Origin of the sequence: Streptomyces sp. NPDC004111 (genome assembly GCF_042874215.1) — a bacterium.
Taxonomy (GTDB): Bacteria; Actinomycetota; Actinomycetes; order Streptomycetales; family Streptomycetaceae; genus Streptomyces.
In genome coordinates, this window is record NZ_JBIAMU010000010.1 from 180,795 (window position 1) to 206,936 (window position 26,142).

Consider the following 26,142-nt stretch of genomic DNA (forward strand, 5'->3'; position numbering starts at 1 on the left):
ACGTACCGTCAGTGGCCGGGCAGCACGCAGACCGTGTCGAGCCCCAGCACCCGGTTCAGCCGCCCGAACGCCAGCCACGACCCCAGGCACATCGTCAGCTCGACCACCTCCCGCTGGTCGTAGCTCCGGTACATCCGGGTCCAGAACTCCTCGTCGATGCCGTGGTGGTCGAGCGCGTACCGCTCCGCGTACTCGGCGGCCAGCCGGGTGCGGACGTCGAACGCCTCGGCAGTCCGCCACTCGGCCACCGCGTCCGCGAAGCCGTCCTCGACCTTCTCGCCGTCCCGGTCGGTGCGCCAGTCCAGACAGAACAGGCACCCGTTGATCTGGGCGATCCGCAGCCGGGCCGCCTCGAACTCGCGCAGGCCGAGCGTCGTGTGCGCGTACACCGCGAGCGAGAGGTCCGCGGCGGCGGGGCCGATGCCGGGCACCAGTTCGCCCCACACGTAACCGATGGGTTCCTTGTCCTCGGGGATGTCGATGTGCATCACACGCCTCCGCCTTCTCCGTCGCTCCTGCTGTCGCCCGCGTCCTTGCCGCCGCTTCCGCCGGTACGGGTCCTTTCGGCGGGCTCCGCCACGCCGCGTCCCGCAGCCGCCCGTCCGGCGCCGAGCCTGCCGAAGGCCGGCCGGACGGGGACGTCCAGTGCGTCGTACAGCCCCGGCTTCGCCTCGACGAGCCAGTCGATCGCGTTGACCAGCCGGCCCACGGCGACGGCGTTGCCGCCCGCCGAGCGGTTCTCGTCCTCGTCGTCGGCGGTCAGGGTGAGTTCGATGCGCGGCCGGCCCTCGACGATCACCCGGTGCGCCCCGGCCCCGTCCGGGGGCTGCGGCCAGTCCGGTGCGCAGGACGGGTGGATGCGGGTGATGTGCTCGATGACCAGGCGCGGCTCGCCGCCGACGATCCCCTGCACCTCGAACCGGACGGCGCCCTGCGTGCCAGCCGCGAACTCGCCCATCGTGCGCGTGTGCACCGTGCTCTCCAGCGGGCGGCGCGCCATGGTCTCGCGGATCTCGTCCAGCTCGACCCCCAGCGCCCGCGCCATCAGCCGCAGCTGCCCGCCCCACACCATCGTCGGGACGGTCTCGGCGAGCATCAGCGGCTGGTACTCCAGGGGATGGCCCATGCCGATGAGGTCGCGCACCGCGCCCGGCTGGTCGTACGTCGAGTAGTCGAAGACCTCCTGGCAGCGGATCGAGTCGACCACGCTGCCCAGGCCGCTCAGCAGCAGCGGCAGCGAGTCGTTGCCCCAGCCGGGGTCGATGCCGGACACGAAGAGCGAACCGCCGCCCTCCCGGGCCGCGTCGAGGAGCGGTTCGCGCAGTTCGGGCGGGGCGCTGCGCTGGTCGTAGAGGGCGTAGAGCGCGGGGGTCACCACCACTGCCCCGGCACGCAGCGCCCGCGCGACGTCCGCGAGCGCCTCGTCGGGGCGGATGTCCCCGGACGCGGCGTAGACCACCGCACGCGGGCCCGCGCCGAGCACCGCGTCGATGTCGTCGGTGGCGAGCACTCCCAGCTCGCCGTCGAGCCCGGCGAGCGAGGCGGCGTCACGGCCGACCTTGCCGGGGCTGTGGACCAGTACGGACGTCAGATCGAGCTCCGGATGGGCGTCGACGGCACGGATCGCCGCGCGTCCCACATTGCCTGTTCCCCAGACAACCGTGGAAATCATGCGGCGGAGGGTAGCGCGGGGGACCTGCGTTTCCCAGAGGCCTGCGGGCACGGAAAGGGCGGGGAACCGGGGCCCGGAAGCCGTGCGCCGGACGGCCGGGAAAACGAAGAGTAACCCTGAAGTCGAGGTTTAGAGATGCTGTGCCGGGCAGGGCGCCGGACGCGGGCCGGCCGCGCCGGACGAGCCGGCCCCGCCGGAGCGGGCCTGCGGGAGCCGCGCCGAAAGGGCTCGACAGCCGCCCCGCCCCCGGGAGAGGGTCCGATCATGGAATTCCTCGTCCTCCACCGCGACCGCCCCGGCTCGATGCCCCTGCGCGAGGAGCTGGCCGAAGCCCACTGGTCCTACATGGACCGCTACGACAAGAAGCTGATCGCGCGCGGTCCCACCTTCGCCCCCGACGGCGAGACCTGCTCCGGCAGCGTGCACATCGTCGACCTCCCCGACCCGGCCGCCGCCCGCGCGTTCGCCTTCGACGAGCCCAACCAGCAGGCGGGCGTGTACCGGGACGTGCTGCTGCGCCGCTGGCGCAACCTCCTGGGCCGCACCATGTGGGAGTTCCCCGGCGGGTCGTCCGGCGGCAACCGCTACCTGGTGCTGGGCCTCGGCTCGGGAGAACCCGCCGACGCCGGGATACCGGACGCCGTACGGGACGACCTGATCGCCTACGGACCGCTGCTGTCCGACGACGGCGGTACGTGGCTGGGCACGGCGGCGCTGCTGCGGGCCCCGGACGAGGCCGCCGCGCGCGCGGTCCTCAGCGCGGACCGGTACGCGGCGATCGAGGTGCACGACTGGGAGTTCGGCGGACGCAGGTAGGACTCCTCCGCCGCCTGCGCGGGCAGGTTCAGCGCTGGGCGAGCGCGGTTGCCACCGCGAACCCCTCGTCGCACTCCGGGCAGCCGGCCGCGCCGAAGACGTACGTCAGCGCACGTGCGATGTCCGGCCAGTCGTCCCCCAGCGCGAGTTCGTACAGGCGCCGTCCGGTGGCATCCAGTTCCGAGGGTGCCGCCGGGCGCAGGGGCAGCGACTCCACATCGGTGTCCGACAGCGCGTAGTCCTCCGCACAGGAGAAACAGCCGCGCTCGCCCAGCACCAGGAACAGCATCGTCCCGCACTTGGGGCAGGCGAGTTCCAGCTCCTCGCCCACCAGCCCGTGCGCCAGGTCCTCGGCCCGGTCGACCGTGCCCTCGAAGTGCAGCACCGCTTCCAGGAGGTAGAGGTAGTCGGTCCGGTCGGTGGCCGTCCGCAGGTTCGCGTTCGCCAAGTCCAGCAGTTCCGCGATCACCGCCGCGTGCTCCGCGCGGACATCACCCGCACCGTGCGGCTGGTCGGCCCCGGCGACGATCGCGCCCGCCAGACAGAGCGCGTTCGAGGACTGCTTGCGGTCGTCGCTGCCCGCCGTGGCGGCCAGCCAGGGCAGTGCCGCGAAACTGGCAGGGTAGACGCTGCCCTGGTGGCACAGCGCCGACCACAGGTCGCTCCACCGCGCGGAGCTTGGTTCGGAGGCGAGCGCGTCCAGCCGCGCGGGTATGTCCGCCGCCGAGCCGTACGCGTGCGTGAGGTGCGACCAGTTCGTCATGCGGGGATCCCATCACACCCCGCCGACACGCGGCCCGGCGGAACGCGGCTCCGTGCATCACGTCGCGGCCGACGACCGGTGCCGCGACCCCGTGCCGCCCGGGGCCGCGGCTCCGGTCAGGCCACCTTGTGCGGCCTGCGCGCGGTGCGGGACGCGATCCGGTGGTACCTGATGTTGACGGCGGCGGCCCTGGCCAGCGCGGCGGGGTTCAGGAAGCGCCGGGGACCGATCAGCCGGGACGCGAAGCGGTACATGTGCCGCGCCATCGCCGCGTCGCGTGCCGCGGCCGCGAACACCAGCTGCTCCATGGGGTTGAAGGGCCGGGCCTTCGCGAAGTCGGCGGCCAGCAGTTGGTGGCCGCGCAGCCTGCGCCGGTGCCTGCGCGCGTACAGCTCCAGCGCCCTGTCCAGGTCGCCCCGGCCCGCCGCGGCCGGCGCGACCGCCTCGGCCAGCCACTTCGCGGTCTCCAGGGCCCACCCGCAGCCCACGCCCCACAGCGGGTCGCCGGTCAGCGCGGCATCGCCGATCAGCGCCACGCCGGGCGCGGTCGGCTCCCGGCTGAGCAGCGGGTAGTTGACGGTGCCGATGATCTTCGTGGTGCGCTCGGCCGAGTCGATCGGCGGTGCCTCGGGGAGGGCGCGGACGAACTCCAGGAAGCTGCCCTCCAGATCCTCCCGGAACGCGGGCAGCCGCCGCTTGTCCGGGAGCACCGCCACGACCGTCACCCCGTCGTCGTTCACGAACGCGTAGGCCATGTCGGGTTCGAGGAACCAGGTGTGGCTCATCCCGCCGGGCAGCGGCAGGTTGCGGAAGTGCGCGAGATAGGCGAACCGGGTGTTCTCGCTCTCCCGCACCGGCACCTTGGCGAACTTCGCCACCGCCGAGTCCTTCCCGTCGGCACCCACCACCAGCCGGGCCCGGATCCTGCGCTCCCCCCGCGGTGTCGACGCGGTCACCCCGACGGCGCGTCCGCCCTCCTCGATCAGCCCGGTCACCTGGTGGCCCAGCAGCAGATCGACCCCGGGGGTCTCCGCGGCACGTGATCTGATCAGCGGGTCCAGGGTGCTGCGCCGGATGTTGTACCCGAACGGAAGTGCCGGGCCCGTCGGAGCGGCCCGGGGCTCGATCCACCCCCAACGGGTGTACCAGCGCGCCTGGTTGTGCACGGCCCCGGACTTCTCGATGTCCGCGACCAGGCCCAGTTCGTCCAGCACCGGGTAGGCGCAGGCCTGGAGGGAGTGGGTGCACAGCACCTTGTACGTCTCGGGGGCCGAGTGGCGCTCCAGCAGGGCGACGCGGACCCCGCGCCGGGCGAGCAGGGTCGCGGCGGCGCTGCCGGCGAGGCTGGCGCCGCTGATCACGACGTCGTAGTCGTATCCCGTGTTCTCGGGCTTGGTCATGCCCTGATCGCCCCCTTCGGGGTGTGGTGCCGGTCGGGTCGTACGAGTGCTGGGGATACTCCTGTCAGGAGCATGATCACTTGTCAAGCGTCGCGGCCATGAGCGGTGTCGCGGGGTTCGCGCGGGGCGTGCGAACCGCGGCGATCGGCGCCCGGCCGGGGTGCGTCCGGACGCGAAGGCCCTGCGGGCGGCCGGTGCGGCGGTCACAGCGGTACTGCCCCGACCTGCCGCGCCGTAAAAGTCCGCGGCGGATCAGGTGATGCCGTCCGGCGGGATGCCGGGGCGGGCCGGTGGCCGTCGTGGGTGCGGTTCGGTCATGAGGGGTGGCCTTTCGGTGGGGTGGTGAGGCGGTGAGGCGGCGGATCGGTGGGGCGGCAGGTCGGTGGATCGGTGGGGTGGCGGTCGTCGAGTCGAGCAGTCCTGCGGATCGGGCCGTTGGGCCGTCGTGCGGTCGTGCGGTCGAGCCGTCGGGTCTAGTTGCGGTGCCGTGAGTGCCGTGAGTGCCGTGGATGCGGTCGGGTCGTGCTGCCTTTGTACCGAGGGCCGGTTCGCGGCGTGGAGGATCGGTTCTGCATGACTTCGTACGGGGGACAGGAGAGTCGTCGCCGGGACCGGCTCGGCGGGTGCTCGCCATCGGGGCGCTTCGGGCAGCGGTGCTCGTCGCACCGAGGCCGCGACCGGCGGGTTCCGCGCGGTCCGGCGCCGCGAAGCCCGAATCCCCATCTCCGTCAGAGGTCTTGACAACCTGAATGGTCTGGACCAGATTGCTGCACCAACGGTGGCCACCGTATCCCCGTCCCCTCCCCCACACCTCTCTCCCCGGAGGCTCCACGTGGACCGCCAGCAACCTCCCGCAAGACGCCGCGCCGTCGTCTCCGCCGCCCTGACGGCCGCCGCGCTCGTCGCCGTCGGCATCACCACCGCGCCCGCCGCGCAGGCCGCCGACCTCAACGTCGCCAAGAACGCAGGGTTCGAGTCCGGGCTCGCCAACTGGACCTGTACCGCCGGTACTTCCGTCAGCACCCCGACCCACGGCGGTGCCGCCGCCCTCAAGGCGACCCCGGCCGGGCAGGACAACGCCCGCTGTTCGCAGTCCGTCGCCGTCAAGCCCGGTGCCACTTACACGCTGTCCGCCTGGACCCAGGGCGGTTACGCCTACCTCGGCGCGAGTGGCACCGGCACCACCGACGTGTCGACCTGGTCGCCGGGCTCCACCGAGTGGAAGCAGCTGACCACCACCTTCAAGGCGGGCCCGAACACCAAGTCCGTCACCGTCTACACCCACGGCTGGTACGGCCAGGCCGCCTACTTCGTCGACGACGTCTCCGTCTTCGGCCCCGACGGTGGCGGCGGCACCGACCCCGAGCCCGGCATCCCGGCCACCCCGGCCGGTCTCACCGTCGGCTCGCCCACCCCCTCCTCCCTGGCCCTTTCCTGGTCCGGCGTCTCCGGCGCCACCTCGTACAACGTCTACCAGGGGGGTACGAAGGTGCAGTCGGTGCCCGGCACCTCGACGAGCGTCACCGGGCTCAGCGCCGACACCTCGTACGACTTCCAGATCGCGGCGGCGAACGCGGCCGGCGAGTCCGCCAAGTCCGCGGTCGTCAGCGGGCGTACGTCGAAGGGCGGCACCGGGCCCGGCCCGAACCCGAACGTCCCCAAGCACGCCCTGACCGGCTACTGGCAGAACTTCAACAACGGCGCCACCGTCCAGAAGCTCCGTGACGTCCAGGCCCAGTACGACATCATCGCGGTGTCCTTCGCCGACTCCACCACCACGCCCGGCCAGATCGTCTTCAACCTCGACCCGGCAGTGGGCTACACCAATGTCGCCGACTTCAAGGCGGACATCGCCGCGAAGAAGGCGGCCGGCAAGTCGGTGATCATCTCGGTGGGCGGCGAGAAGGGCAACGTCACCATCAACAGCGACGCCTCCGCGACCGCCTTCGCCAACAGCGCCTACACGCTGATGCAGGAGTACGGCTTCAACGGCGTCGACATCGACCTCGAACACGGCGTCAACTCCACCTACCTGACCAAGGCCCTGCGCCAGCTGTCGGCCAAGGCGGGCGCGAACATGGTCCTCACCATGGCCCCGCAGACCATCGACATGCAGTCCACCGGCACCGAGTACTTCAAGACCGCGCTCGCCGTGAAGGACATCCTCACGGTCGTCAACATGCAGTACTACAACAGCGGTTCGATGCTGGGCTGCGACGGCAAGGTCTACAGCCAGGGCTCGGTCGACTTCCTCACCGCACTCGCCTGCATCCAGCTCGAAGGCGGTCTCGACGCCTCCCAGGTCGGCCTCGGCGTCCCGGCGTCGACGCGGGGCGCGGGCAGCGGCTACGTCTCCCCGTCCATCGTCAACAACGCCCTCGACTGCCTCACCAAGGGCACCGGCTGCGGCAACTACAAGCCGGCCAAGACCTACCCGGCGCTGCGTGGCGCGATGACCTGGTCGACCAACTGGGACGCCACCGCGGGCAACGCCTGGTCGAACGCGGTCGGCCCGCACGTCCACGGCCTTCCGTAGCCCGTGAGCAGTGAGCAGTGAGCCGTGAGCCGTGAGCCGTTCGTCCGGCTCGTTGCACGGCTCACCACCTGAACCGCCCGGCCCGTGTGGGGGACTGCCCCGCACGCGCCGGGCTCTTTTCATAGGGAAGGGTGCAGGAGCGCGCTTGGTAGACACTGTCTACTAGCGACTGGTAGACAGTGTCTATGAACAGTGACAAGTCACTCCGCGACCACCTGGTCGACGTCGGAGTGGAACTGGTGACAGCCGAGGGTTCCGCCGCGCTCGGGCTGCGGGAGATCGCCCGCCGGGCCGGGGTGTCCCACGGTGCGCCGCGCCGGTACTTCCCCACCCACCACGCCCTGCTCTCGGCGATCGCCGGGCGCGGATTCCAGGACCTCGGGAAGCGGTTCGCCGCCGCGGCGTCCGGAGCCACGGGCCCGGGTGCGGCGCGGGGTCAACTGGCCGCCCTCGCGCGGGAGTACGTCTCCTACGCGCGGGAGAACCGGGGCATGTTCGAGCTGATGTTCCGGCACGATCTGCTGGACAGCGAGCAGCACGGTTCCGGTGAGCGGCGGCTGCGCGAGTCGACCCTGCCGCTCTTCGGGCGCATCGTCGAACTGGTCGCCCGGAGCCGGGCGGAGCGGGGCGCGCCCCCCGGCCTCCCGTCGGCGCAGGTGACGGCGGCGGCCCTGTGGGCGAATCTGCACGGCATCGCACAGCTGTGGCTCGGCGAGAGCCTGCCGCTCGTACTCGGCGACGCGGCGGCCACGGACGGGCCCCGGACCGGTGCGCCGCTCGACCAACTGGTCACGGCCGCGCTGGACGCCCATCTGGGCCCGGTGGCCGAGTGAGCGCGCCCGCGGGGCCGTCCGGTGCGGTCTCCCGGCCGGGCCCCGGGCGGCACCTCGCTCTGCTCGCCAGTGCGGGCGGGGCGATGCTCGTCGCGCTCGACGGCACCGTCCTGCTGGTGGCACAGCCCGCCCTCCAACGCGGGCTCGGCGCGAGCATGGCCCAGGTGCAGTGGACCAGCACCGGCTATCTGCTCGCGGTCGCCGCGCTCCTCGTCGTCGCCGGCCGCCTCGGCGACCGGTACGGACACGTACGGCTGCTCTGCGGCGGAGTGCTCGGCTTCGGGGCGGCGTCGGCCGGGATCGCGCTCGCGCCGTCGATCGGCTGGGTGATCGGGCTGCGGGTGCTGCAAGGGGTGTGCGGGGCGCTGCTCCAGCCGGCGACGCTCGCGCTGCTGCGGCTGACCTGGCCGCCGGACCGGCTCGGCACGCCGGTGGCCGTCCGTACCAGCGCCATCGCGGTCGCGGCGGGGGCGGGGCCGGTGATCGGGGGAGTGCTGGTCGTCCAGCTGGGCTGGCAGGCCGTGTTCTGGATCAATGTGCCGATGGCACTGGTGATCGCGGCGTTCACGCTCGCGGTCGGGGCGGCGGGACGTGCCGGGCCCGCCGGTCCTGTCCGGTCCGGTGGTCCTGTCCGGCCCGGTGGGGGTGCCGAGCGCGGTCGGCCCGTGCTCCCGGGAAGCCGGGCGCCGGTGCCGTCTGCCGAGGCGGCGCACGTCCGAACTGCCGCCGAGGGAGCCGCGTTGGTGCCGGGGCACCGTCTCGACCTCGGCGGTGCGGCCCTTCTCGCGGGTGCGCTCGCGGTTCTGGTGCACACCCTGACCGGGGTGCCCGAACAGGGCTGGAGTGCGGCCCCCACCCTGCTCGGGTTCCTGGCCGTCGCCGGCCTGGCCGCCGTACTCGTCTTGCACGAACGGCGGACCGAGGAGCCGATCGTGCCGCGCGCGGTGTCCCGGTGCGTGCCGGTGACGGCTTCCATGGCGATGCTGCTGGTCACGGCTGCGGGACTGTTCGGCGCGCTGTTCACGGCGACCTTCCAGCTCCAGTCCGTCATGCGCCTCGACCCCCTCGCGACCGGGCTGCGCGTGCTGCCGATGACCGTGCTGATGGTCGTGGGGGCACCCGTCGCGGGTGTCGCGGTACGCAGGTTCGGCCCGCGCGCCACCGCACTCGCCGGGACCGTCCTGGTCTCCCTCGGCATCGCCGGGCTGACCGGACTCGGTCCGGGGACCCCGTGGGTGTTCCCCGGCGTGACCTTCGCCGTGCTGGGGGCGGGCTTCGCCACCGTGATGGTCACCGCCACCGGGACCGTCGTCGGCGACGCGCCCGCCGGGTACGCGGGAGTGGTCGGCGGGCTCAAGCAGACCGCCATGAACATCGGCCCGGCCCTCGGTATCGCCCTCGCCGCCGGTACGGCCGGGGTGCCCGCCGCCGCGGTGGCAGCGGCGCCCTCCGGACCCTCGGTGGGCGCCGCCTTCCTGCTCCTGGCGGGCTGCGCGGCCCTCGCCGTACTCCCCGCGCTCCTGCTGCCCGCACGTCCCGGACGCCGGGAGCAGGTGCCGGTGCCGGTGCCGGTCGCTACGGAGCGCAAGCCTCGGCGATCGACAGACTGTTCTCGTACAGGTGGTGCCGGACGATCCGGCCCTCCTCGACGGTGAGGCGCAGTGCGAACGGGCCCTCGAAGGACTTCCCCGTCGCACGTACGGTCCCCGACAGGCGGCCCATCAGTACCGCGTCGGTGCCGTCGACGAGGAAGGCGTCGAGGGAGGCGCGTGAGTCCTCGGCCACCGTGTACTGCGCCAGATCGGTGAACTGGGCCGCGCACTCGGCGCCGGTGGACCGCGGCCTGATCCACGGCACGCCCGGGTTCTCGGCGAGCAGCCAGTCGACCTTGTCGGCGAACAGCTCGACGAGCCGCTCGGTGTCCCCGGCGAGCCGGGCGGTCAGGAACTCCTGCACGACCGCCCGGGTCTCCTCGGCGACCGTCGCGGCGGTGGTCGAACTGGGCTGCTGTGCCGGGGACTTGGCGGACATGGTGTGCTCCTCACAGCGGTGACCGGTGTCCGGTGGCGGATCCCGGCGGATGTCTCCCGGCGGGTGTTCCGCCGGTGGTTCCGATCCTGCCCAGGGAGCTGCGGAAGGTCGATTACCCCGGGGGTAATGCGGCGGGGGCAGTGCGGCACCGGCGCCGTGCCCCGCCCACCCGGCACAGCTCCCCCAGGAGTCCTCTCTCAGGACTCCTTCGTGCCGAACGGGCCCCCGGTGAAGGCGAGTTCCGCGAAGCGCTCACCGATCCGCCGGTGGGTGGCGGCGTCCGGGTGCAGGGAGTCGGGCAGCGGCAGTTCGGCGTGGTCCGCCTCGCCGTAGAGGTCCAGGCCGTTCAGGTGGTGCAGGTTCGGGTCGGTGGCGGCGCGCTCCTTGACGATCCGGGCCAGTTCGTCGCGGATCACGGTGAGGGTCAGCTTGCCCGCGGCGGTCTCCGCGGGGTCGCCGGTGGCCACGAACCGGACCTGCCCGCCGCCCAGCGACGCGGGGTCCACGGCGCAGGGGCCCGGCGTGGTCTCGTGGATGGGGCAGAGGAGCGGCGAGACGACCAGCAGCGGGGCGGTGGGGTGCCCCTCGCGGACGGTGTCCAGGAACCCGTGGACGGCCGGGCCGAACGCGCGCAGCCGCATCAGATCGGCGTTGACGATGTTGATGCCGATCTTGACGCTGATCAGGTCGGCCGGGGTGTCGCGCATGGCGCGGGCGGTGAACGGGTCGAGCAGCGCACCGCCGCCGAACCCCAGGTTGACCAGCTCCACCCCGCCGAGAGCGGCGGCCACGGCGGGCCAGGTCCCCGTCGGGGTGGTGGCGTTGGACCCGTGGCTGATCGAACTTCCGTGGTGCAGCCAGACCTTGCGCCCGCCGGACGGCGTCGCACCGACGGGCGCGTTGGTGCGCAGGGCGACCAGCTGTGTGGTCTCGTCGTGCGGCAGCCAGATCTCGACGTCCTTCTCGTCGCCGGGCAGCCCGTCGAAGCGCAGGGTCGCCACGGGGCCGGGCCGGGGCTCCATGGTTCCGGCGGCCATGTCGATGGTGAGCGTGTCGCCCTCCGTCGCGACGGCCCGGCCCATCGGCCGCCCGTCGACGAGGAGTTCGTACACCCCGTCCGGCCGGGGCGGCACGCCCGCGTAGACGCGCTTGGTGGCCACGACGTCCAGTTCGACGTCGGTCGCCCGGGTGCGGAAGACCAGCCGCACGCCCGAGGGCTGCGACTCCGCCATGGCCAGCTGGCCGTCGGGGATCTGCGCCCGCGCCGCCGCGGGCAGCCGGTGCGGCAGCACGCCGCGCCCGGTGTGCTCCAGATCGAGGGCACCGCGCAGCAGGTCGGCGGTGACGGGGGTGGTGGTCCAGTCGTGTTCGGTGTGCATCTCGCGGGTCTCTTCCAGGGGGTACGGGTACGGGGTCGGCCCACGCGAACGGCGCAGGCGGCACGGGCCGGGGTCGAGCGGCGCGGGGGCCCAGCGGCGCGGACGGACCGATCGGTCGACCGGTCCGTCGGGACGGAGCCGCAGCCGGGCCCGGCCCACGGCCGCTCGGCCCACCGCTTCCCGGCCCACGGCCGCCCGGCCCACGGCCGCCCGGCCCACCGTCTCCCGGCCCGGCCGAACCGGTTCAGCCGGGCCGGGAGGCGGTGGGCCAGGTCCGCAGCAGTGTGTCGAGCGCGTCGAGGATCTCGGTCCAGGTCTCCTGCGAGGCGGGCGCACTGTGGCTGAAGCCGCCCGCCATCTCCAGACCGACGTAGCCGCTGAAGACGCTGCCCAGCAGCCGCACCGCGTGCGTCTCGTGGGGTTCCGCGAGGTCGTACGCGCGCAGGATGGCCCGCATCATCGCCGCGTGCCGCCCACCGGCGCTGACGGCCGCCGCCTCCGGGTCGAGGCGGAACTGCGCCGCGGCGAAGCGGCCCGGGTGCTTGCGGGCGTAGTCGCGGTAGACGTTCGCGTAGGCGGCGAGGGCGTCCTTGCCGGCCCGCCCGGCCATCGCGGCGGACACCAGGTCGGCTAGCTCCTCAAGGGCGAGCAGCGCGATCCTGGTCTTGAGGTCGTGGGCGTTCTTGACGTGCGAGTACAGGCTCGCGGTCCTGACGCCGACCCGCCGTGCGAGGGCGGCGGGCGTCGCGTGCTCGAAGCCGACCTCGTCGGCCAGCTCCGCACCCGCACGCACCAGGCGCTCCGTGGTCAGTCCCGCCCGTGTCGCCATGACCGTCCTCCGCATCGCCGCCCGCTCCTGCCATCACCAACCATGCACACACCTAAATCCATTAGGCAAATCACCAAACCACTTAGGGATCCCGTGCTCGGGCAAGGGGGGCGTGCGACCGATCAGGATTCGAGAAGCACCGGCAGGCGGCCCGCAACTAGCTTCGAGGGCATGGCAAACATCGCATCCGTCACCCTCGAAGTGACCGACACCGCAGCCGCCGACCGCTTCTACACCGCTGCCTTCGGACTCGGCGCCCCGCAGCTGAGGCTGCGCGCCTCCGAAGCGCCGACCACCGGTTTCCGCGGGTTCTCCCTCGCGCTCACCGTGGCCCAGCCGGCCGACGTCGACAGCCTGATCGCCAGCGCCGTCGACGCCGGAGCCACCGTCCTCAAGCCCGCCACGAAGTCGCTCTGGGGGTACGGCGGCGTCCTGCGGGCCCCGGACGGCGCGATCTGGAAGCTCGCGACCTCGGCGAAGAAGAACACCGGCCCCGCCACCCGCCGCATCGACGAGTTCGTCCTCCTGCTGGGCGTCGCGGACTTCGCCGAGAGCAAGCGGTTCTACGTCTCCCAGGGCCTCGCCGTCGCGAAGAGCTTCGGCAGCAGGTACGCCGAGTTCGAGTCCGGACCGGCCGAGGGGCCCGGCGGCGGCCCGGTCAAGCTGGCGCTCTACCGCCACCGAGCGCTGGCCAAGGAAGTCGGCGTCACCCCCGAGGGCACCGGCTCCCACCGGCTCGTACTCGGCGGCGACGCGGCGGACTTCACCGACCCGGACGGCTTCCCCTGGGAGACCACGGCACAGGCGGCCGCGAGCTGACAGGGGGCGTGCGGGTGGGAACGGGTGACCGGGACCCCGCCCGCCGTGCGGCGGTGGTTGACTGCGGCGCATGGATCTCGTGCAGATGTGCTTCCGTGCCGCCACGCAGACGAAGAGAACAGGGGCGGCGGCGCCGGGCGTTGGCCGGTGTCTGCTTCTCCGTGAGGGGTGGCTGTCGTGAGGGGCGGTGCGCTGCCGCCGTTCGATCCCGAGCTCGCGGCGGCGCTCGCGGCCTCCGGGTTCGGGGGCGGCGACCCGCTCACCCCTGAGAACCTCGCCGAACAGCAGGCACGGGACGTCGCGACCCGGCCCCGGCCCACGGTCGACGAACTCCGGGACGGCGGCCGGTTCGAGGTGGCGGAGGTGCGGGTGCCGGGGCCGCCGGGTGCGCCCGAGGTGACGCTCGTCAGTGCTCGGCCCGCCGGGGTTTCCCGGCCGCTGCCGCTGCTGTACTACCTGCACGGCGGTGGGCTCGTCATGGGCAACGCGTGGTCCGTGCTGCCCCGGTTGCTCGCCGACTGGGCCCTCCCGCTGGAGATGGCCGTCGTCTCCGTCGCGTACCGGCTGTCGCCGCGGACGCGGTATCCGGGGGCGCTGGAGGACTGTTACTCCGGCCTCGTCTGGGCCGCCGGGCACGCCGGCGAACTGGGCATCGACGCCGGCCGTATCGTCCTCGGCGGCAGGAGCGCCGGGGGCTGCCTCGCCGCGGCACTCGCCCTGCTCACCCGCGACCGGGGCGGTCCCACCCCTGTCGGGCAGTTGCTGATGTCGCCGATGCTCGACGACCGCGACCGTACTTTTTCCGTACGGCAGTTGGGCTCCGTCGACACCTGGGACCGTACGTCCGCACGCACGGTGTGGCAGGCGTACCTGGGCGACCGGTACGGCGCCGCGGACCTGCCGCCCTACGCGGCGCCCGCCCGTGCGGCCGAGCTGTCGGGGGCGGTGGGGGAGTCGGGGGTGGCGGGGCTGGCTTCGGCCTACCTCGATGTCGGTTCCGCCGAGACTCTGCGGGACGAGTGCGTGGCCTACGCGGACGCGATCTGGCAGGCGGGCGGAGAGGCCGAACTGCACGTGTGGCCCGGGGCGTTCCACGGCTTCGACAGCTTCGCCCCGGAGGCAGCGGTCAGCCGGAACGCGCGTGACGCCCGCACCCGCTGGCTCCGGCGCACCCTCGGCGCGGGCCGGGCGGGTGAAGCCGGGGTCTAGGGCTCCGGAGTGCGCGAGCGGACAGGAGAGTGGGGCCCGGCCAACGGCCGGGCCCCACTCCCACGTTCCCAGGACGGCATGCGCCGGGCGTGCTCACTCACTGTCGGCGAGCAGCCGGTACAGGGCCTTGCGGGTGTCGGTGAGGATCTGGGCCGCCTTGGCCTTCTCCTCGTCCGTGCCCACCTCGGCGACCTGGCGTGCGGCCGTCGCGATCTGGTCGATCCCGTCGCGCAGCACCTTGTGCACCGGCGGGACGCCCGCGGTGATCTGCTCCCAGGGGCGGTCGTCGTCCCCGGCGGCGGCCCGCGCCTCGCGGCCCGCTTCGGTGAGGGTCAGCAGCCGCTTGCCGCTGGAGTCGTCCGCGGTGACCAGGCCCTCGTCCTGCAGCAACTGCAGGGCCGGGTACAGGGAGCCGGGGCTGGGGCGCCACACGCCACCGGTCCTGGCCTCCAGTTCCTGGATCATCTCGTAACCGTGCATCGGGCGCTCGGCCAGCAGGGCCAGTGCCGCCGCACGGACGTCGCCGCGCCGTGCCCGGCCGCGACCGGCGCCGCGAGGGCCACCGCCCCGCATGCCGCGCGGGCCACCGCCCATGCCGTGATGGTGACCCCTGCCGCGCCGCTCGCCGGGACGTCCGGGGCCCTCGGGGAAGCCCGCGCCGGGATCGAATCCGCCACGGCCGCCGGGACCTCCCCGGAAGCGCCGGAATCCCTCGGGGCCGAACTCTTGGTCTCGCTGTGTGCTGTTCATGATCGAACTCCTTCGATGTCATCAGTGTCATGCGGATGGATGCCGGTGTCCGGGGGCTCGTCGGGCGAGCTTTCATCAACCGACACTCAAAACGATATATCGGTAACCATCTAGATGCAACAGTTTGGATCGGAGGATCTCACGAGCGCACGACCTGGCGGAGCCGCGTGACCCCCGCATGGAAAACTGTCGGGACGCGAGAGACGGGGGCGGCGGATGGGCAGGCGCCAGATACGGAAGATGCTGCGGAGCATGGAGAGCGGCCGGCCGGTCGAGGTCTCCAGCACGCTGACGTCCTGGAAGAAGCTGTCCCGACTCGCCTTCGTCGCCCAGCAGTTCGGCTACGAGTACGCGGACGTGCGGCAGGGCGGCGGGCCGCAGGGCCACGGAATGGTGCTGTTGATCGTGCCGGACCCCACCCCGGAAGGCCGCGCCCGTGCCGCCCGCAACCGCGAGCGCTACCCGGACGCGGCCGACGGGTCCGCGCTGCCGCCCTACGCCCCCGAAGAGGTCCGGATCCTCAAGGCACGCATGATGTTCGACCTCGCCACCCGGACCACCCCGGAGCAGGCGGCGGCGCTGATGGCGCTCTTCCTCACGGTGACGGCCCTGGCCATCGGCTACCGGTTCCGCGGCAGCACCACCGCCGTGCTCGCGACGGCGATCGGCTGGGCCGTACTGATGGCCCTGCTGCCCGTCGCCACCGCCGCGAGCCGGCGTTGGCGCGCGAAGCACGCCGCGAAGCTGGAGGCCGCCGGGCTCGTCGCGGTGACCGGGCCGCAGGGCCGCGTACGGTACCTGCCGCCCGGCGCACGGCTCCCCGGGCACGGCAACCCCTTCGGGGACGGGTCCCCACCGCCGCCCGCGCACCCCGGCGCCCACTGACGAAGGGCCTGGCGCGCCCACAGCCCGTGGGGGAGTCGAGGGGGGCGCGCCCGCAGCCGGTGCCCGCGGCCCCGTGCGGGGAGGCGAAACACGTTGCGCCGTCGCCTTCCGTGCGGAGAATCGGTGCGTGCAGATCCTCTCCTTCCCCGAAGAAGCCGTCCCGCCCGCCCTGCGCACGCAGGTGCGGGAGATCCAGGAGCAGGCCTGGCCGTCCCCGCCCGGACAGCAAGCACCGCCCGAAGCCCCCGTGCACGACCCCGCGCTGCGGCCCCTGTCCATGCTGCTCGTCGACGGCGGTACGGTGCTGGCGGCCCTGGACGTCCTCGTCAAGGAGATCGGCCACGCGGGCGCGCGGTACGCGGCCGGCGGGCTCAGCACGGTGGCGACCCGCAAGGAGAGCAGGGGACACGGGCACGGCGGGCGTCTGGTGGCTGCGGCCCGCGAGGCGATGGCCGCGCGGGACCTGGACCTCGGCCTGTTCACCTGCGACAGCCCGCTGCGGGCCTTCTACGAGGGCGCGGGCTGGCAGGTGCTCCCCGGCGCGGTGCTGATCGGCGGGACCCCGGACGACCCGTTCCCCAGCGACCGGCCCGGCTTCGACAAGGTCACCCTGGCCGCCTTCTTCTCGTCCCGCGCCCGCCGGGCGGAACCCGCCTTCCGGGACAGCCGCATCGCCCTCCACCCCGGAGAAATCGACAAACTGTGGTGACGGTGCGCCCGCCGCTCCCGCGTTGTGCCGTCCGCCCGGCCACGGCCGCCGAAATTTGTCACCCAGGTATCTAGGTCCCCGCGTCCGGGCGGTCCAGGGTGGTCCCTCCTCTGTGTCCTCTGTGTGCGGACGTTTCCCCGGAAGGCGGACCCGTGGTGCGAAGAAGGCGATTACTGGCGGCGATGGTCGGAGCGGTTCCCGGTGCGGTGCTCACCACGGGGACGGCACGGGCCCGGGTGCCCGGGGCGAGGGCTGCCCAGTGGGAGACCCTGGCGGTGCCCGGCGGTGCGCCGGCCGCGCAGCTGCGCCGGATCTCCGCCGCCGGGCCCCAACTGGCCTGGGCCGTAGGGGAGCAGGCCCGCAGCGGGCCCTCGCAGGGGCGCGCGCTGGCCGTGCACCGGAACGGGAGCGGCTGGGCCGAGACAGACCTCTCCCACCTGAACTACTCGGGCAGGCTCAGCGACGTGGCCGCCGGCCCCGGCTCGGCGTGGTGCGTCGGGCTGCCCGCCGGGGGCGCGAGCCCCCTGCTGCGCTGGGACGGCACCACCTGGCAGCCGGCCGCGTTCCCCGGCAGCGGCGAACCGGACCTCCGGCTGCACTCGGTGGCCGTCGGCCCCGACGGGCGGGTGTGGGTGGGCGGCAGCCGGGGCGGCGCGGCCCGGCTGCTGTGCGGGGACGGCACCACCTGGCGGTGGCTCGACCCGCTGCCCGGGTCGGGCGCCTCCCTGTACCGGGTCGTCGCGGGCGCGGCGGGCGAGGTGTGGGTGTGCGGGGACCTGCCGACCGGCTCCGGCTGGTCCGGGCTCGCGGCCCGCTGGAACGGCACGTGGACGGTGCTGCCCACCATCGGCGGTCTGCGTCTGAGCATCGGCGACCTGCACGTCGCGGGCCCCGGCGACATCTGGGCGGTGGGCACGGAAGCCGGTGTCGGCGGGCCGCCGGGCCGCCCCGGAAGCCCCGTACTGCGCCACTTCGACGGCACCGCGTGGACGGCCGCGGACCCCGGCTTCACGGCCGGTGCGCTGACCGGGATCGCGGGCGACGCCCAGGGCCGCGCCGCCTGGATCTCCGGCTGGAACTACCACGACCAGACCCGCAGCACCCACCTCCACAGGGAGGGCGCGGGCTGGACCGCCGTACGGGGCCCGGCCGGTGCGGCCCCCGCGCCGTACCTCAACGACGTGACGGCGGTGCCCGGCACCTCGGAGTTCTGGTCCGTGGGCCTCACCAGCCCCACCCCGGCACCACCGACCACGGCGTACGCGGAACGGTTCGCGGGATGAGGCGGCCTTGGCACGCCACCGTCGTCGCCCTGGCCGGACTGCTGACGGCCGCCGGCTGCACGGCGTCCCCGGACCTCTCCGGCGGCGAACCGCCGGGCCCCGGCGTGGTGGCCGCGGCGAGACCCGGCCCGCCCGAACCCTCGCCGTCCGCCCGGCCCACCGACCCGCCCCCGGCCACGAAGGGGCCCGGTACCGCCCGGCGGACCCCGGCAGCGAAACCGCCCCCGGCACCGCCCGCGCCGCGCCGGAAGTACCCGGTGCTCTACCTCGGGGACTCCTTCGCGATGGAGAGCCAGAACGTGCTCGGCGAGCGGATCGGCGCCACCGGCCGGGGGACCGTGCACAGCGCGCCCTACTCGGGCACCACCCTCTGCGACTACCTGACCGGCCGCGCCGTCGACTCCCTCGTACCGCCGGGCGACAAGGCGGCGACGCTGGTCAAGGCCCACCGGCCACGGGTCGTGGTGCTCCAGTTCTGGGGCAACTCCTGGGGGTTCACCCCGTGCATGGACAACATCGCCCAGGGCAGCCCCCAGTACTACGAGCGGTACGCCAGGGACGCCGGAACGCTCACCGCGCAGATCGCGGACGCGGCCCGGTCCGCCGGGATACCCCGGCCGCGCATCGTCTGGGTGCTCCAGGGCCCCGACCCGTTCTCGACGGACCGCACCCAGCGCGTCAATACGATGTACCAGACCCAGGCAGCCGCCACCGGTGACACCGTCTCCGACGCGGGCCGCTCGGTGAGCGACCCGGACCGGAGATACGTGTGGCAGCAGCGGCTGCCCTGCAACGACGAGGAGCGTGCCCGGCCCGGCGACTGCGTCGGCGGACTGACCACGCTCCACCGGGACGACGACCCGATGCACTTCTGCCAGGCCCCGACCACCACCACGCCACGCCCGTGTCCGGTGCACTCACCGGGGATCGTCCGCTACAGCAAGGCGATCACGGCGACCGTGGAGGAGTACCTGCGGGGGATCGGCTGAGGGGCCGGGGCCGCACGTCCCCGGGGCCGGGCCGTACGTCCCCGGGGACGGGGACCAAGGGCCGGGGCTGAGGGCCCGGGGATCAGGGGCCGGTGATCAGCCGAACACCGGGACCCTGTTCACGGCCCCCGGCTCCGACTTCCCGGACTGCGCTCCCTCGGACTTCGTCATCCCGGACTTGGCCTTGTCGGACTTGGCCTTGTCGTTTCCGCAGAACTCCGCCTCGACCACGAGCAGCGGCCCCCAGTCGCCGTTGCGGTTGTAGGAGATGGTGTGACGGCCGTCGGGGGTGATCGCGGTCTCCGAGTTGGAGCCGACGGTGCCGCCGCTGTGCCCCCACAGGTTCGCGCCGCACGAGGTGCGCACGTTGTACAGCCCGAGCCCGTAGCCGGAGTAGACGGGGTTGTCCGGGGCGGGCACCGCCGTCCGCATCTCGGCGAGCTGCTTGGCGGGCATCAGCTTGCCGCGCATCAGGGCGGTGAAGAAGCGGTTGAGGTCACTGGTCGTCGAGATCATGTCGCCCGCGGACCAGCCCCACGACATGTTGTGCTCGGTGGCGTCGTAGATCTTCGTCGCCGCGGGGTCGCGGGTCAGCTTCGAGTACGCCCGCGAACTCTTGGCCGGCATGAACGGGTTGGTGCCCGGCAGGCTCGTCTGGCGCAGCCCGAGCCGGTTGATGACCCGCTCGCGCACCGCCTGCTCGTAGCTCTTCCCGGTCACCTTCTCGATGATCAGCCCGGCCAGGATGTAACCGGTGTTGGAGTACGAGTGCCGGGCGCCGGGCGCGAAGTCGGGCTTGTGCCGCAGCGCGACGCGCACGAGTTCGCGCGGGGTGTGGGTCTCGAAGCGGTGCTTCAGGAAGCCGCCGAGCAGGTTGCGGTCCGTGAAGGCCGCGTCGTTGGTGTAGTTGTAGAGGCCGCTGGTGTGGTTGAGGAGCTGACGGACCGTGATGGTGCGGCCGTCGTTGCCGTTGCCCCGCACCATCCCCGGCAGCCACCGGTCCACGGTGTCGTCGAGGTCGAGCCTGCCCTCCGCCTCCAGCTGGAGCAGCACGGTGGCCACGAACGTCTTGGTGATGCTGCCTATCCGGAACCGGTCGTCGGCCCCGCGCGGCTTGCCCGTCCGCCGGTCGCCGACGCCCGCAGTGCCCTTCCACACCTGGTCGTCGATGGCCTCGGCGACCAGTCCGGGGCTGCCCGCGGCGACCATCTCCTCCATCGCGCGCTGCGTCGCCGCGTGCTGCCCGGCGGACCGCGAGTTCTGACCGGCGCTCTGCTCCGCGCCCCGCGTCTCCGCGAACGCGGGCTGGGCGAACGCGGTGACGGCCAGCGCCGCCGCGAGCCCCATCGCTCCGGTGCGCATCGTCCGACGTACTGCCATGTGCTGCTCCTCAAGGCTTCCGGTGCCGGACCGCTGTCGCGTCCGGCGCTTCGGAATCAGCCTCTCCGCATCAGCTTTCGCAGACGATCCGGCCAGCACCCCTGTCACTGTGCTCCCAACCCCCGCCCCGGGGTGGCGCTATGCCCCCCAAGCCGTGCCCCGGAGCACCACGGTCAGGGGCCCTTGGGGCAGTACTCCCCGTTGATCACGTCCGGCAGGGCCCGGGTCTCCCAGTCGCCATTGGTGTTGAACGCCAGCTGGTGGCGGCCGTCCTCCGTGGTCAGGGCCAGTGACAACGTGCCCTGGAGCTGGCCGAGATGCCCCCACAGGACCGTGCCGCAGCTCGTCGTGAGGCGGGTGAGGCCCAGCCCGTACGCCTGTGTCGGGTCCTCCGGCACCGGGAGCACGGTCTTCATCGCCTTCAGCGCTCCGGGCGGCAGGAGCCTGCCGCGCAGCAGGGCGCGGTAGAAGCGGTTCAGGTCGCCGGTGCTGGAGACGATGTCGCCGTCGCCCCAGGCCTGCGAGCCGTTGATCTCGGTGACGTCGTCGATCCGGTCGGGCTTCGCAGCGAACAGCTTGCCGTAGGAACGGCTGCTCGGCCTCGGGAGCCGGATGCCGGTACCGGGGTTGGAAGTGGCGTGCAGGCCGAGGGGGTTGATGATGCGCGCGCGCACCTGGGACTCGTACGAGTGGCCGGTCGCCCGCTCGATGACCAGTGCGGCCAGGACGTAGTTGGTGTTGGAGTACGCGTGCCGGGTGCCCGGGGCGAACACCGGGGGATGGGCGAGTGCGGCCCGCACGCGCGCGGTCGGCGGCAGGGTGTCGTAACGGTGCTTGAGGAAGCCCTCGCCGACCATGTACGTCCGCCGGAACTCCTCGTCGGACAGGTAGTCGAACAGTCCGCTGCTCTGGTTGAGGAGCTGACGGACCGTGATCTCCCTGCCGTCGTTGCCGTTGCCCCGCACCAGGCCGGGGAGCCACCTCTCCACGGTGTCGTCGAGGTCGAGCCCGCCCTCCGCCTCCAGCTGGAGCAGCACGGTGGCCACGAACGTCTTGGCGATGCTGCCCGTACGGAACCGCTCGTCGTGGTCGCGCGGCGCGCCCGTCCGCAGATTTCCCACGCCCTCGGCGGCGCGCCAGCTGCCGTGGCCGTCGCGTGCCTCGACGACGATGCCGGGCAGCCCGCTCGCGACGACCGCCCGCATCGCGCGCCGCGTCGCATCGTGGCCGGTGTCGACGGCGGTCGAAGTCCCGCTGTTTGAAGCGCTGTTGACCGCTTCCGCCGGGGCCGGGTGCGGTGCGGCTCCGGCCGTCGGGGCGGTGAGCGCGGTGGCGGCGGTCACCGCTGCCACCGCCAGACCCGCCACTTTGGTGCGGGCGTACCTCGTCATGTGCATATCGCTCTCCCCTCGCTCGGCGTCCGTGCTCGTGCCCGTGCCCGTGCCTGTGCTCGTGGTGGTGCGTGATGCGTGTCCTGCGCGTGGTGCGCGCGGCGCGTGGTGCGTCGCACGGGTGGCGCGATGTACGGGTGGTGCGTGGTGCCCGTGTGCGCGGTGCGCCGGCACGGCACGGCCTCGTACGGCAAGACCACGAACGTTCCCGGAGGGTTGAGCCCGGACTACGGGGTGGGGATGCCCGCCGGGCGGGCCGGGCGGCCCAGCCGGACCGGTACCCCGGGCGAGTACAGCACGCTGACCGGGTCCCCGGCCGGTGCGGGGAGCCCGGCCGCGGCGACCAGGTCCTCCTCGCACTCGACCAGCTCGGCACGGTGCAGCGGCCAGCGCGGGTGGTCGTTGGGCAGATAGGCCGCGCCGCCGAAGAACGCGTTGTGCATCCCCCAGCGGGCGGTCAGGAAGTGCTCCAACTCGGTCGGCTCGTCGATGGGTTCGCCCGTCCGCACGGTGAGCCGGCTGCGGGCGCCGCGCGGTCCCGGCCAGCGCCGGGAGCTGGTGTACGTGACGTGGTCGCCCGCGGTGCGCACCGACATCCGCGACCACAGGTAAGGCAGCCGGAATCCCAGCCGCCCCATCACCACCGGGATCAGCCGCGAGGCGTCCATCGACCGGAAGACGACACCGCGCCGCCCGTGCGCGTCCACCGAGTACAGCCGCACATTGGTCTCGGGAAACGTCCCGAGGTACGGCACCCCCGGCAGCCCGAGCCAGCCGACCCGGTGCATCCGGAACGCGACGAGACCGACGTACGTCATCCCGTCGTGGGTGTCCGCGACGGTGCCGCGCGGCAGCAGCCCCGCCACCGTCTCCGGGGCGACCGCCCAGTGCACGAAGGCGAGATCGAGCCACTGCTGCGTCAGCAGCGGGGTGCGTATCGTGGCGGGCGCGTCGGGTGTGACGGATGTGGGTTTCTGCACGGCACCAGCATGACAGCGGGCGGTCGCGCGCCGTCAGCCGCCCGTCGCGGAGCCCTCCTTCGGCTCCCTGATCAGCAGCGAGACGAGCAGCGCGAGCAGGGAGACGCCCACCGCGAGGCCGAACGCCGTACGGAACCCGCCGAGCGTTCCGGTGCCCGCCAGCGGACCCGCCAGGGCGATGCCGACCGAGGCGCCGATGCCGAAGCAGGCGCCGTTCAGACCGGGCAGCGCACCCGGGCTCTCCTTGGGGGAGAGCATGACGCCGAGACCGTTGAGCATGGTCAGCGCCAGCCCGTTGTAGAAGACGCCGAGCGCGCAGCAGACCGCGAGGACGACCCAGCGGTCACCGGCGAACACCGCGGCCACCGCGAGCGCGACGGCCGAAGCCAGCAGGCCCGTACGCAGCATCGGCAGCCACCCCTTGCGCGGTGCCAGCCACCCCGCGAGGGGCGCCGCGAGCAGCCCGATCGCCGCCGGCGGCGTCAGGAACAGCAGGGCGGCGAGCGTCGCGGACATGCCGAACCCGACCTTGTCGTCCTGACTCAGCAGCACCACCGTGAAGTTGAGGGAGGCGAACACGCTCATCAGGGTCAGCAGCGTCGTCACCATCAGCGGCCACACCTGGCGCGAGCGCAGATGACGCACCGCGATCAGCGGGGTGGTGCCGCGCTTCTCGATCTGCCAGAAGGCGGCGAACAGCCCCGCGGCGGCCACGGTCAGCACCACCGGCCACGGCGAGAGCCAGCCGTGCGTGCCGCCCTGGCTGATCGCCTGGTTGACGCAGACGATTCCGGCGGACAGCGAGGCCGCACCCCACCAGTCCATCCGTCCGGCGTCCCCGGGCGGCGGCGTCGCCGGTACGGCACGCGCCACACAGACCAGCGCGAGCAGGCCGGTGGCCAGGATCGCGCCGAAGATCCAGCGGAAGCCGAGGTGGTCGGCGACGAACCCGCCGACGAAACCGTCCACCCCGCCGACGCCGCCGTTGACGGCGGTGATCACACCGAGCGCGGTCCCGAACTGCCGCGCGCTCATCGTGTCGCGCACCAGCAGGTACGTCAGCTGGAAGGTGGCGCCCGCGGCCCCCTGGAGCACCCGACCGACGACGAGGAGCCCGACGTTCGGGGCGAGCATCGCCACGACGGTGCCCGCGCACATGACGGCGAGCGCGGCGAGCAGCACCGTACGGCGGCCGAGGTGGTCGCTGAGCCGGGACAGCACGACGCCCGCGACGCCGCCGACGAGGAAGAAGAGGTTCTGCGACAGCGCGACCGTGCCGAGCGGGGCGCCGAGCTCGCGCGCGATCTCCGGCAGGGCGGGCGTCACCATGGACGCGTTGAGCTGGAAGGCGATGACGCCGACGATCAGCGCGGGCAGTACGAAGCGGTGCGTACGGCTGCCGGGGGCGGCGTCCCGTACCGCGAGGGGGCTCACGCGGCGCTGCCTTCGCCCGAGGGGACGTGCGCGGAGAGGCCGGTGCCCGTACCCGTACCCGTATTCGTACCCGTGCTCGTACGGATCCGGTCGACCAGCAGGGCGGGGAAGGTGCCGTCGGTCTCCAGGACCACCCGGGCGTTGGCGTCGGCGCGCTCGGGGTACCCCAGGTACATGCCGCGGGTGTCGGCGACGAGGGCGCCGCGCGCGGGACCTTCGCCGGTCTCCACGCCGACGTGCAGCCGCGGCGCCAGCAGCGGGGTGACATGACCGGCCGCGAGCGCGGCGGCCAGCGGGTCGTGGCAGGCGGAACCCCGGAAGGGCAGCGCGACCTCCTCGTGGAAGTCGAAGTACACGTCGAGCACCCGGGCGGCGAAGACGCTCGCGGGGGTGCCGTGGGCGAGGAGGTCCCGCTGGGTGGCGGTGGTGAGGTTCTCCCGCATGGTGACGTCGAGCGGGACGATCGTCAGGTCCCGCCAGCCCGCCGCCAGGACGAGCGCGGCGGCCTCCGGGTCGTTGCCGATGTTGGCCTCGGCGACCGGGGTGATGTTGCCGGGGTGGTGGACGGCGCCGCCCATGACGGTGAGGCCGCGGATCAGCTCCGGCAGCCGGGGCTCGCGGCGCAGCGCGAGGGCGAGGTTGGTGAGCGGGGCCGTGGCGAGCAGCGACAGCTCTCCGTCGGCCTGCCGGGCGGTCTCGATGATCAGCTCGACGGCGTCCTCGTCCGCCACCGGGGCGGTGGGAGCGGGGAGTTCGACGTTGCCGATGCCGTTGTCCCCGTGCACATGGGTGGCGTAGTGGGGCAGTGAGCCGCGCAGGGTCCGGTCGGCACCGGCCGCCACCGGGATGTCGGTGCGGCCCACGAGTTCGAGGACCTGGAGGGAGTTGACCGCTGCCTGGCGGGCCGCGGTGTTGCCGCCGACCGTGGTGACCGCGCGCAGGTCGACGTCGGGGGAGAGCGCCAGGTACAGGAGCGCGAGGGCGTCGTCGACGCCGGTGTCGCAGTCCATCAGCAGGGGTCGGGGGATCGTCATGTCACGTCGTCCTTGAGGTGATCGGGATGGTGGAGCGGGTTCGGGGCCGGGGGCGGGTGTGGTCAGGAGGGGGTACGGGGGTGTGCCGGGCGGTCCGCCGGAGGGTGCGCGGGGGTTGTCGCGGGCGGGCCGTCCCCGGCGAGCCCCCGCCCCTGCGCTCCCTCGCGGGTCGTCGCCCCGGCACCCGCCGCCACGGCCGCGTCCAGGGCATCGGCCACCGGGTCCCCGGCGGCGAGCCGGGCGGCGAGGGTGCCCGCGAAGCAGTCGCCTGCCCCGGTGGTGTCGACGGCGTGCACCGGGGGCGGCACGGACGCGTGCTCCCCCCAGCGGGCGCCCCTGGCGCCGAGCGTCACGCACACCGACCGGGCTTCCTCCCCGAGCGCCTCGTACTCGTGCTCGTTGACGATCGCGGGGTCGGCCAGCCGCAGCAGTTCCGGCGGCACCTCGGCGACCGGGGACGCGTTGAGCACGACCCGGGTGCCGGCCCGGCCGGCGATCAGGGCGGCCCGTACGACGGCGGGCAGCGGGGTCTCCAGCTGGAGCAGCAGCACGTCGGCCGCGGCGATGGTCGCCGCGGCGCGTTCGGCGTCGGCCTCGGTGACGGCCCCGTTGGCGCCGGGGATCACGACGATGGTGTTCTCGCCGAGGTCGTCGACGCAGATGTGGGCCTGCCCGGTGGGCTCGCCCGGGGTGGTGGTCACGCCGGTGGTGTCGATGCCGTCGGACCGGAGCGTCGCGAGATAGCGGCGGCCCCCGTCGTCGTCGCCGACCCGGCCGAGCATCCGGACCCGTGCCCCGGCGCGGGCCGCGGCCACCGCCTGGTTGGCGCCCTTGCCGCCCGGCAGTACGGTCAACGACCGGCCGGTCACGGTCTCGCCGGGGCGGGGGTGCCGGGCCACCCGGGTCACCAGGTCGATGTTGAGTGACCCGAGCACCACCACGGTGGGCTGCTGGTCGTGCATTGTCAGACCTTTCATGAAGGATGAAGGGGTACTTTCGGCTGATTCCGAACCCACTTCG

23 protein-coding genes and 1 pseudogene are annotated in these 26,142 nt (G+C 73.3%); 10 read left to right on the forward strand and 14 right to left on the reverse strand.

Annotated features, from left to right (window positions below; translation table 11 throughout):
* Window positions 1-8 precede the first annotated feature (8 nt).
* A complete protein-coding gene (locus ACFYVL_RS21000; RefSeq protein ID WP_389246896.1) occupies window positions 9-488 on the reverse strand; it encodes a carboxymuconolactone decarboxylase family protein in 480 nt (159 codons plus the stop codon).
* Window positions 489-607: 119 nt separating this feature from the next.
* Window positions 608-1,672, reverse strand: a pseudogene (locus ACFYVL_RS21005) (dihydrodipicolinate reductase); the annotation flags it as partial.
* 264 nt (window positions 1,673-1,936) lie between these two features.
* Between ACFYVL_RS21005 and ACFYVL_RS21010 the strand changes: the two are divergent.
* Window positions 1,937-2,488, forward strand: a complete 552-nt coding sequence (locus tag ACFYVL_RS21010) for a YciI family protein (RefSeq protein WP_389246898.1) — start codon at window positions 1,937-1,939, stop codon at window positions 2,486-2,488.
* A gap of 28 nt (window positions 2,489-2,516) precedes the next feature.
* On the opposite strand, the gene ACFYVL_RS21015 is transcribed toward ACFYVL_RS21010, so the two are convergent.
* Both ACFYVL_RS21015 and ACFYVL_RS21020 read right to left on the reverse strand, forming a co-directional pair.
* Window positions 2,517-3,251 carry a hypothetical protein gene (locus ACFYVL_RS21015; protein WP_389246900.1) on the reverse strand — a complete coding sequence of 245 codons (735 nt, stop codon included), beginning with the start codon at window positions 3,249-3,251 and terminating at the stop codon, window positions 2,517-2,519.
* 116 nt (window positions 3,252-3,367) lie between these two features.
* The gene (locus tag ACFYVL_RS21020; protein ID WP_389246901.1) at window positions 3,368-4,651 is read right to left on the reverse strand and encodes an NAD(P)/FAD-dependent oxidoreductase; all 1,284 of its coding nucleotides are present in this window, start codon (window positions 4,649-4,651) and stop codon (window positions 3,368-3,370) included.
* 832 nt (window positions 4,652-5,483) lie between these two features.
* Here ACFYVL_RS21020 and ACFYVL_RS21025 point away from each other — a divergent pair.
* The 3 genes from ACFYVL_RS21025 to ACFYVL_RS21035 all read left to right on the forward strand — a co-directional run bounded on the left by ACFYVL_RS21025 (window position 5,484) and on the right by ACFYVL_RS21035 (window position 9,675).
* On the forward strand, window positions 5,484-7,187 hold the full coding sequence (locus tag ACFYVL_RS21025) for a chitinase (protein ID WP_389246903.1): 1,704 nt from the start codon (window positions 5,484-5,486) through the stop codon (window positions 7,185-7,187).
* A gap of 185 nt (window positions 7,188-7,372) precedes the next feature.
* The gene (locus ACFYVL_RS21030) at window positions 7,373-8,020 is read left to right on the forward strand and encodes a TetR/AcrR family transcriptional regulator (RefSeq protein ID WP_389246905.1); all 648 of its coding nucleotides are present in this window, start codon (window positions 7,373-7,375) and stop codon (window positions 8,018-8,020) included.
* Between the two features lie 83 nt (window positions 8,021-8,103).
* Complete coding sequence (locus tag ACFYVL_RS21035) at window positions 8,104-9,675, forward strand: MFS transporter (protein ID WP_389247123.1); 1,572 nt, start codon at window positions 8,104-8,106, stop codon at window positions 9,673-9,675.
* Here the strand turns inward: ACFYVL_RS21035 and ACFYVL_RS21040 are convergent.
* The 3 genes from ACFYVL_RS21040 to ACFYVL_RS21050 all read right to left on the reverse strand — a co-directional run bounded on the left by ACFYVL_RS21040 (window position 9,596) and on the right by ACFYVL_RS21050 (window position 12,259).
* Window positions 9,596-10,051 carry a nuclear transport factor 2 family protein gene (locus ACFYVL_RS21040; RefSeq protein WP_389246906.1) on the reverse strand — a complete coding sequence of 152 codons (456 nt, stop codon included), beginning with the start codon at window positions 10,049-10,051 and terminating at the stop codon, window positions 9,596-9,598. The genes ACFYVL_RS21035 and ACFYVL_RS21040 overlap by 80 nt on opposite strands.
* 197 nt (window positions 10,052-10,248) lie before the next feature.
* Complete coding sequence (locus tag ACFYVL_RS21045; protein WP_389246907.1) at window positions 10,249-11,430, reverse strand: GDSL-type esterase/lipase family protein; 1,182 nt, start codon at window positions 11,428-11,430, stop codon at window positions 10,249-10,251.
* 244 nt (window positions 11,431-11,674) lie between these two features.
* On the reverse strand, window positions 11,675-12,259 hold the full coding sequence (locus tag ACFYVL_RS21050; protein ID WP_389246908.1) for a TetR/AcrR family transcriptional regulator: 585 nt from the start codon (window positions 12,257-12,259) through the stop codon (window positions 11,675-11,677).
* Between the two features lie 171 nt (window positions 12,260-12,430).
* Here ACFYVL_RS21050 and ACFYVL_RS21055 point away from each other — a divergent pair, with 171 nt between their 5' ends.
* Together ACFYVL_RS21055 and ACFYVL_RS21060 are read left to right on the forward strand one after the other, a co-directional pair.
* Window positions 12,431-13,078, forward strand: coding sequence for a glyoxalase (locus ACFYVL_RS21055; protein ID WP_389246909.1), 648 nt, complete (start codon window positions 12,431-12,433; stop codon window positions 13,076-13,078).
* 177 nt (window positions 13,079-13,255) lie between these two features.
* Window positions 13,256-14,287, forward strand: a complete 1,032-nt coding sequence (locus tag ACFYVL_RS21060) for an alpha/beta hydrolase (RefSeq protein WP_389246911.1) — start codon at window positions 13,256-13,258, stop codon at window positions 14,285-14,287.
* Window positions 14,288-14,380: 93 nt separating this feature from the next.
* Here the strand turns inward: ACFYVL_RS21060 and ACFYVL_RS21065 are convergent, their stop codons facing one another.
* On the reverse strand, window positions 14,381-15,037 hold the full coding sequence (locus ACFYVL_RS21065; protein WP_389246912.1) for a PadR family transcriptional regulator: 657 nt from the start codon (window positions 15,035-15,037) through the stop codon (window positions 14,381-14,383).
* A 252-nt stretch (window positions 15,038-15,289) separates the two neighbouring features.
* Here ACFYVL_RS21065 and ACFYVL_RS21070 point away from each other — a divergent pair, with 252 nt between their 5' ends.
* From ACFYVL_RS21070 to ACFYVL_RS21085, 4 genes are all read left to right on the forward strand, one after another.
* Window positions 15,290-15,922 carry a hypothetical protein gene (locus ACFYVL_RS21070; RefSeq protein WP_389246914.1) on the forward strand — a complete coding sequence of 211 codons (633 nt, stop codon included), beginning with the start codon at window positions 15,290-15,292 and terminating at the stop codon, window positions 15,920-15,922.
* A 127-nt stretch (window positions 15,923-16,049) separates the two neighbouring features.
* Entirely contained in the window at window positions 16,050-16,631 is a 582-nt protein-coding gene (locus ACFYVL_RS21075; protein WP_389246916.1) for a GNAT family N-acetyltransferase, read from the forward strand.
* Between the two features lie 152 nt (window positions 16,632-16,783).
* A complete protein-coding gene (locus ACFYVL_RS21080; RefSeq protein WP_389246918.1) occupies window positions 16,784-17,914 on the forward strand; it encodes a hypothetical protein in 1,131 nt (376 codons plus the stop codon).
* Entirely contained in the window at window positions 17,911-18,903 is a 993-nt protein-coding gene (locus ACFYVL_RS21085; protein ID WP_389246920.1) for an SGNH/GDSL hydrolase family protein, read from the forward strand. The genes ACFYVL_RS21080 and ACFYVL_RS21085 overlap by 4 nt, the downstream gene beginning before the upstream one ends.
* Window positions 18,904-18,999: 96 nt before the next feature.
* On the opposite strand, the gene ACFYVL_RS21090 is transcribed toward ACFYVL_RS21085, so the two are convergent.
* From ACFYVL_RS21090 to ACFYVL_RS21115, 6 genes are all read right to left on the reverse strand, one after another.
* The gene (locus tag ACFYVL_RS21090) at window positions 19,000-20,283 is read right to left on the reverse strand and encodes a serine hydrolase domain-containing protein (protein ID WP_389246922.1); all 1,284 of its coding nucleotides are present in this window, start codon (window positions 20,281-20,283) and stop codon (window positions 19,000-19,002) included.
* A gap of 173 nt (window positions 20,284-20,456) precedes the next feature.
* The gene (locus tag ACFYVL_RS21095) at window positions 20,457-21,680 is read right to left on the reverse strand and encodes a serine hydrolase domain-containing protein (RefSeq protein ID WP_389246924.1); all 1,224 of its coding nucleotides are present in this window, start codon (window positions 21,678-21,680) and stop codon (window positions 20,457-20,459) included.
* A 221-nt stretch (window positions 21,681-21,901) separates the two neighbouring features.
* Complete coding sequence (locus ACFYVL_RS21100) at window positions 21,902-22,654, reverse strand: YqjF family protein (protein ID WP_389246925.1); 753 nt, start codon at window positions 22,652-22,654, stop codon at window positions 21,902-21,904.
* 33 nt (window positions 22,655-22,687) lie between these two features.
* Window positions 22,688-24,088: an MFS transporter gene (locus ACFYVL_RS21105; protein WP_389246927.1), complete on the reverse strand. Its 1,401-nt coding sequence runs from the start codon at window positions 24,086-24,088 to the stop codon at window positions 22,688-22,690.
* Window positions 24,085-25,122 (reverse strand): nucleoside hydrolase, encoded by a 1,038-nt coding sequence (locus ACFYVL_RS21110; RefSeq protein ID WP_389246929.1) that lies wholly within the window; start codon window positions 25,120-25,122, stop codon window positions 24,085-24,087. Before ACFYVL_RS21110 ends, ACFYVL_RS21105 begins: the two co-directional genes overlap by 4 nt.
* Window positions 25,123-25,184: 62 nt before the next feature.
* The gene (locus tag ACFYVL_RS21115) at window positions 25,185-26,084 is read right to left on the reverse strand and encodes a ribokinase (RefSeq protein ID WP_389246931.1); all 900 of its coding nucleotides are present in this window, start codon (window positions 26,082-26,084) and stop codon (window positions 25,185-25,187) included.
* Window positions 26,085-26,142: the final 58 nt, after the last annotated feature.

Coding starts and splice junctions, on each gene's coding strand:
- ACFYVL_RS21000 (WP_389246896.1), bottom strand. CDS start 488: ATGCACATCGACATCCCCGAGGACAAGGAACCCATCGGTTACGTGTGG.
- ACFYVL_RS21010 (WP_389246898.1), top strand. CDS start 1,937: ATGGAATTCCTCGTCCTCCACCGCGACCGCCCCGGCTCGATGCCCCTG.
- ACFYVL_RS21015 (WP_389246900.1), bottom strand. CDS start 3,251: ATGACGAACTGGTCGCACCTCACGCACGCGTACGGCTCGGCGGCGGAC.
- ACFYVL_RS21020 (WP_389246901.1), bottom strand. CDS start 4,651: ATGACCAAGCCCGAGAACACGGGATACGACTACGACGTCGTGATCAGC.
- ACFYVL_RS21030 (WP_389246905.1), top strand. CDS start 7,373: ATGAACAGTGACAAGTCACTCCGCGACCACCTGGTCGACGTCGGAGTG.
- ACFYVL_RS21035 (WP_389247123.1), top strand. CDS start 8,104: ATGCTCGTCGCGCTCGACGGCACCGTCCTGCTGGTGGCACAGCCCGCC.
- ACFYVL_RS21040 (WP_389246906.1), bottom strand. CDS start 10,051: ATGTCCGCCAAGTCCCCGGCACAGCAGCCCAGTTCGACCACCGCCGCG.
- ACFYVL_RS21045 (WP_389246907.1), bottom strand. CDS start 11,430: ATGCACACCGAACACGACTGGACCACCACCCCCGTCACCGCCGACCTG.
- ACFYVL_RS21050 (WP_389246908.1), bottom strand. CDS start 12,259: ATGGCGACACGGGCGGGACTGACCACGGAGCGCCTGGTGCGTGCGGGT.
- ACFYVL_RS21055 (WP_389246909.1), top strand. CDS start 12,431: ATGGCAAACATCGCATCCGTCACCCTCGAAGTGACCGACACCGCAGCC.
- ACFYVL_RS21065 (WP_389246912.1), bottom strand. CDS start 15,037: ATGAACAGCACACAGCGAGACCAAGAGTTCGGCCCCGAGGGATTCCGG.
- ACFYVL_RS21070 (WP_389246914.1), top strand. CDS start 15,290: ATGGAGAGCGGCCGGCCGGTCGAGGTCTCCAGCACGCTGACGTCCTGG.
- ACFYVL_RS21085 (WP_389246920.1), top strand. CDS start 17,911: ATGAGGCGGCCTTGGCACGCCACCGTCGTCGCCCTGGCCGGACTGCTG.
- ACFYVL_RS21090 (WP_389246922.1), bottom strand. CDS start 20,283: ATGGCAGTACGTCGGACGATGCGCACCGGAGCGATGGGGCTCGCGGCG.
- ACFYVL_RS21095 (WP_389246924.1), bottom strand. CDS start 21,680: ATGCACATGACGAGGTACGCCCGCACCAAAGTGGCGGGTCTGGCGGTG.
- ACFYVL_RS21110 (WP_389246929.1), bottom strand. CDS start 25,122: ATGACGATCCCCCGACCCCTGCTGATGGACTGCGACACCGGCGTCGAC.
- ACFYVL_RS21115 (WP_389246931.1), bottom strand. CDS start 26,084: ATGCACGACCAGCAGCCCACCGTGGTGGTGCTCGGGTCACTCAACATC.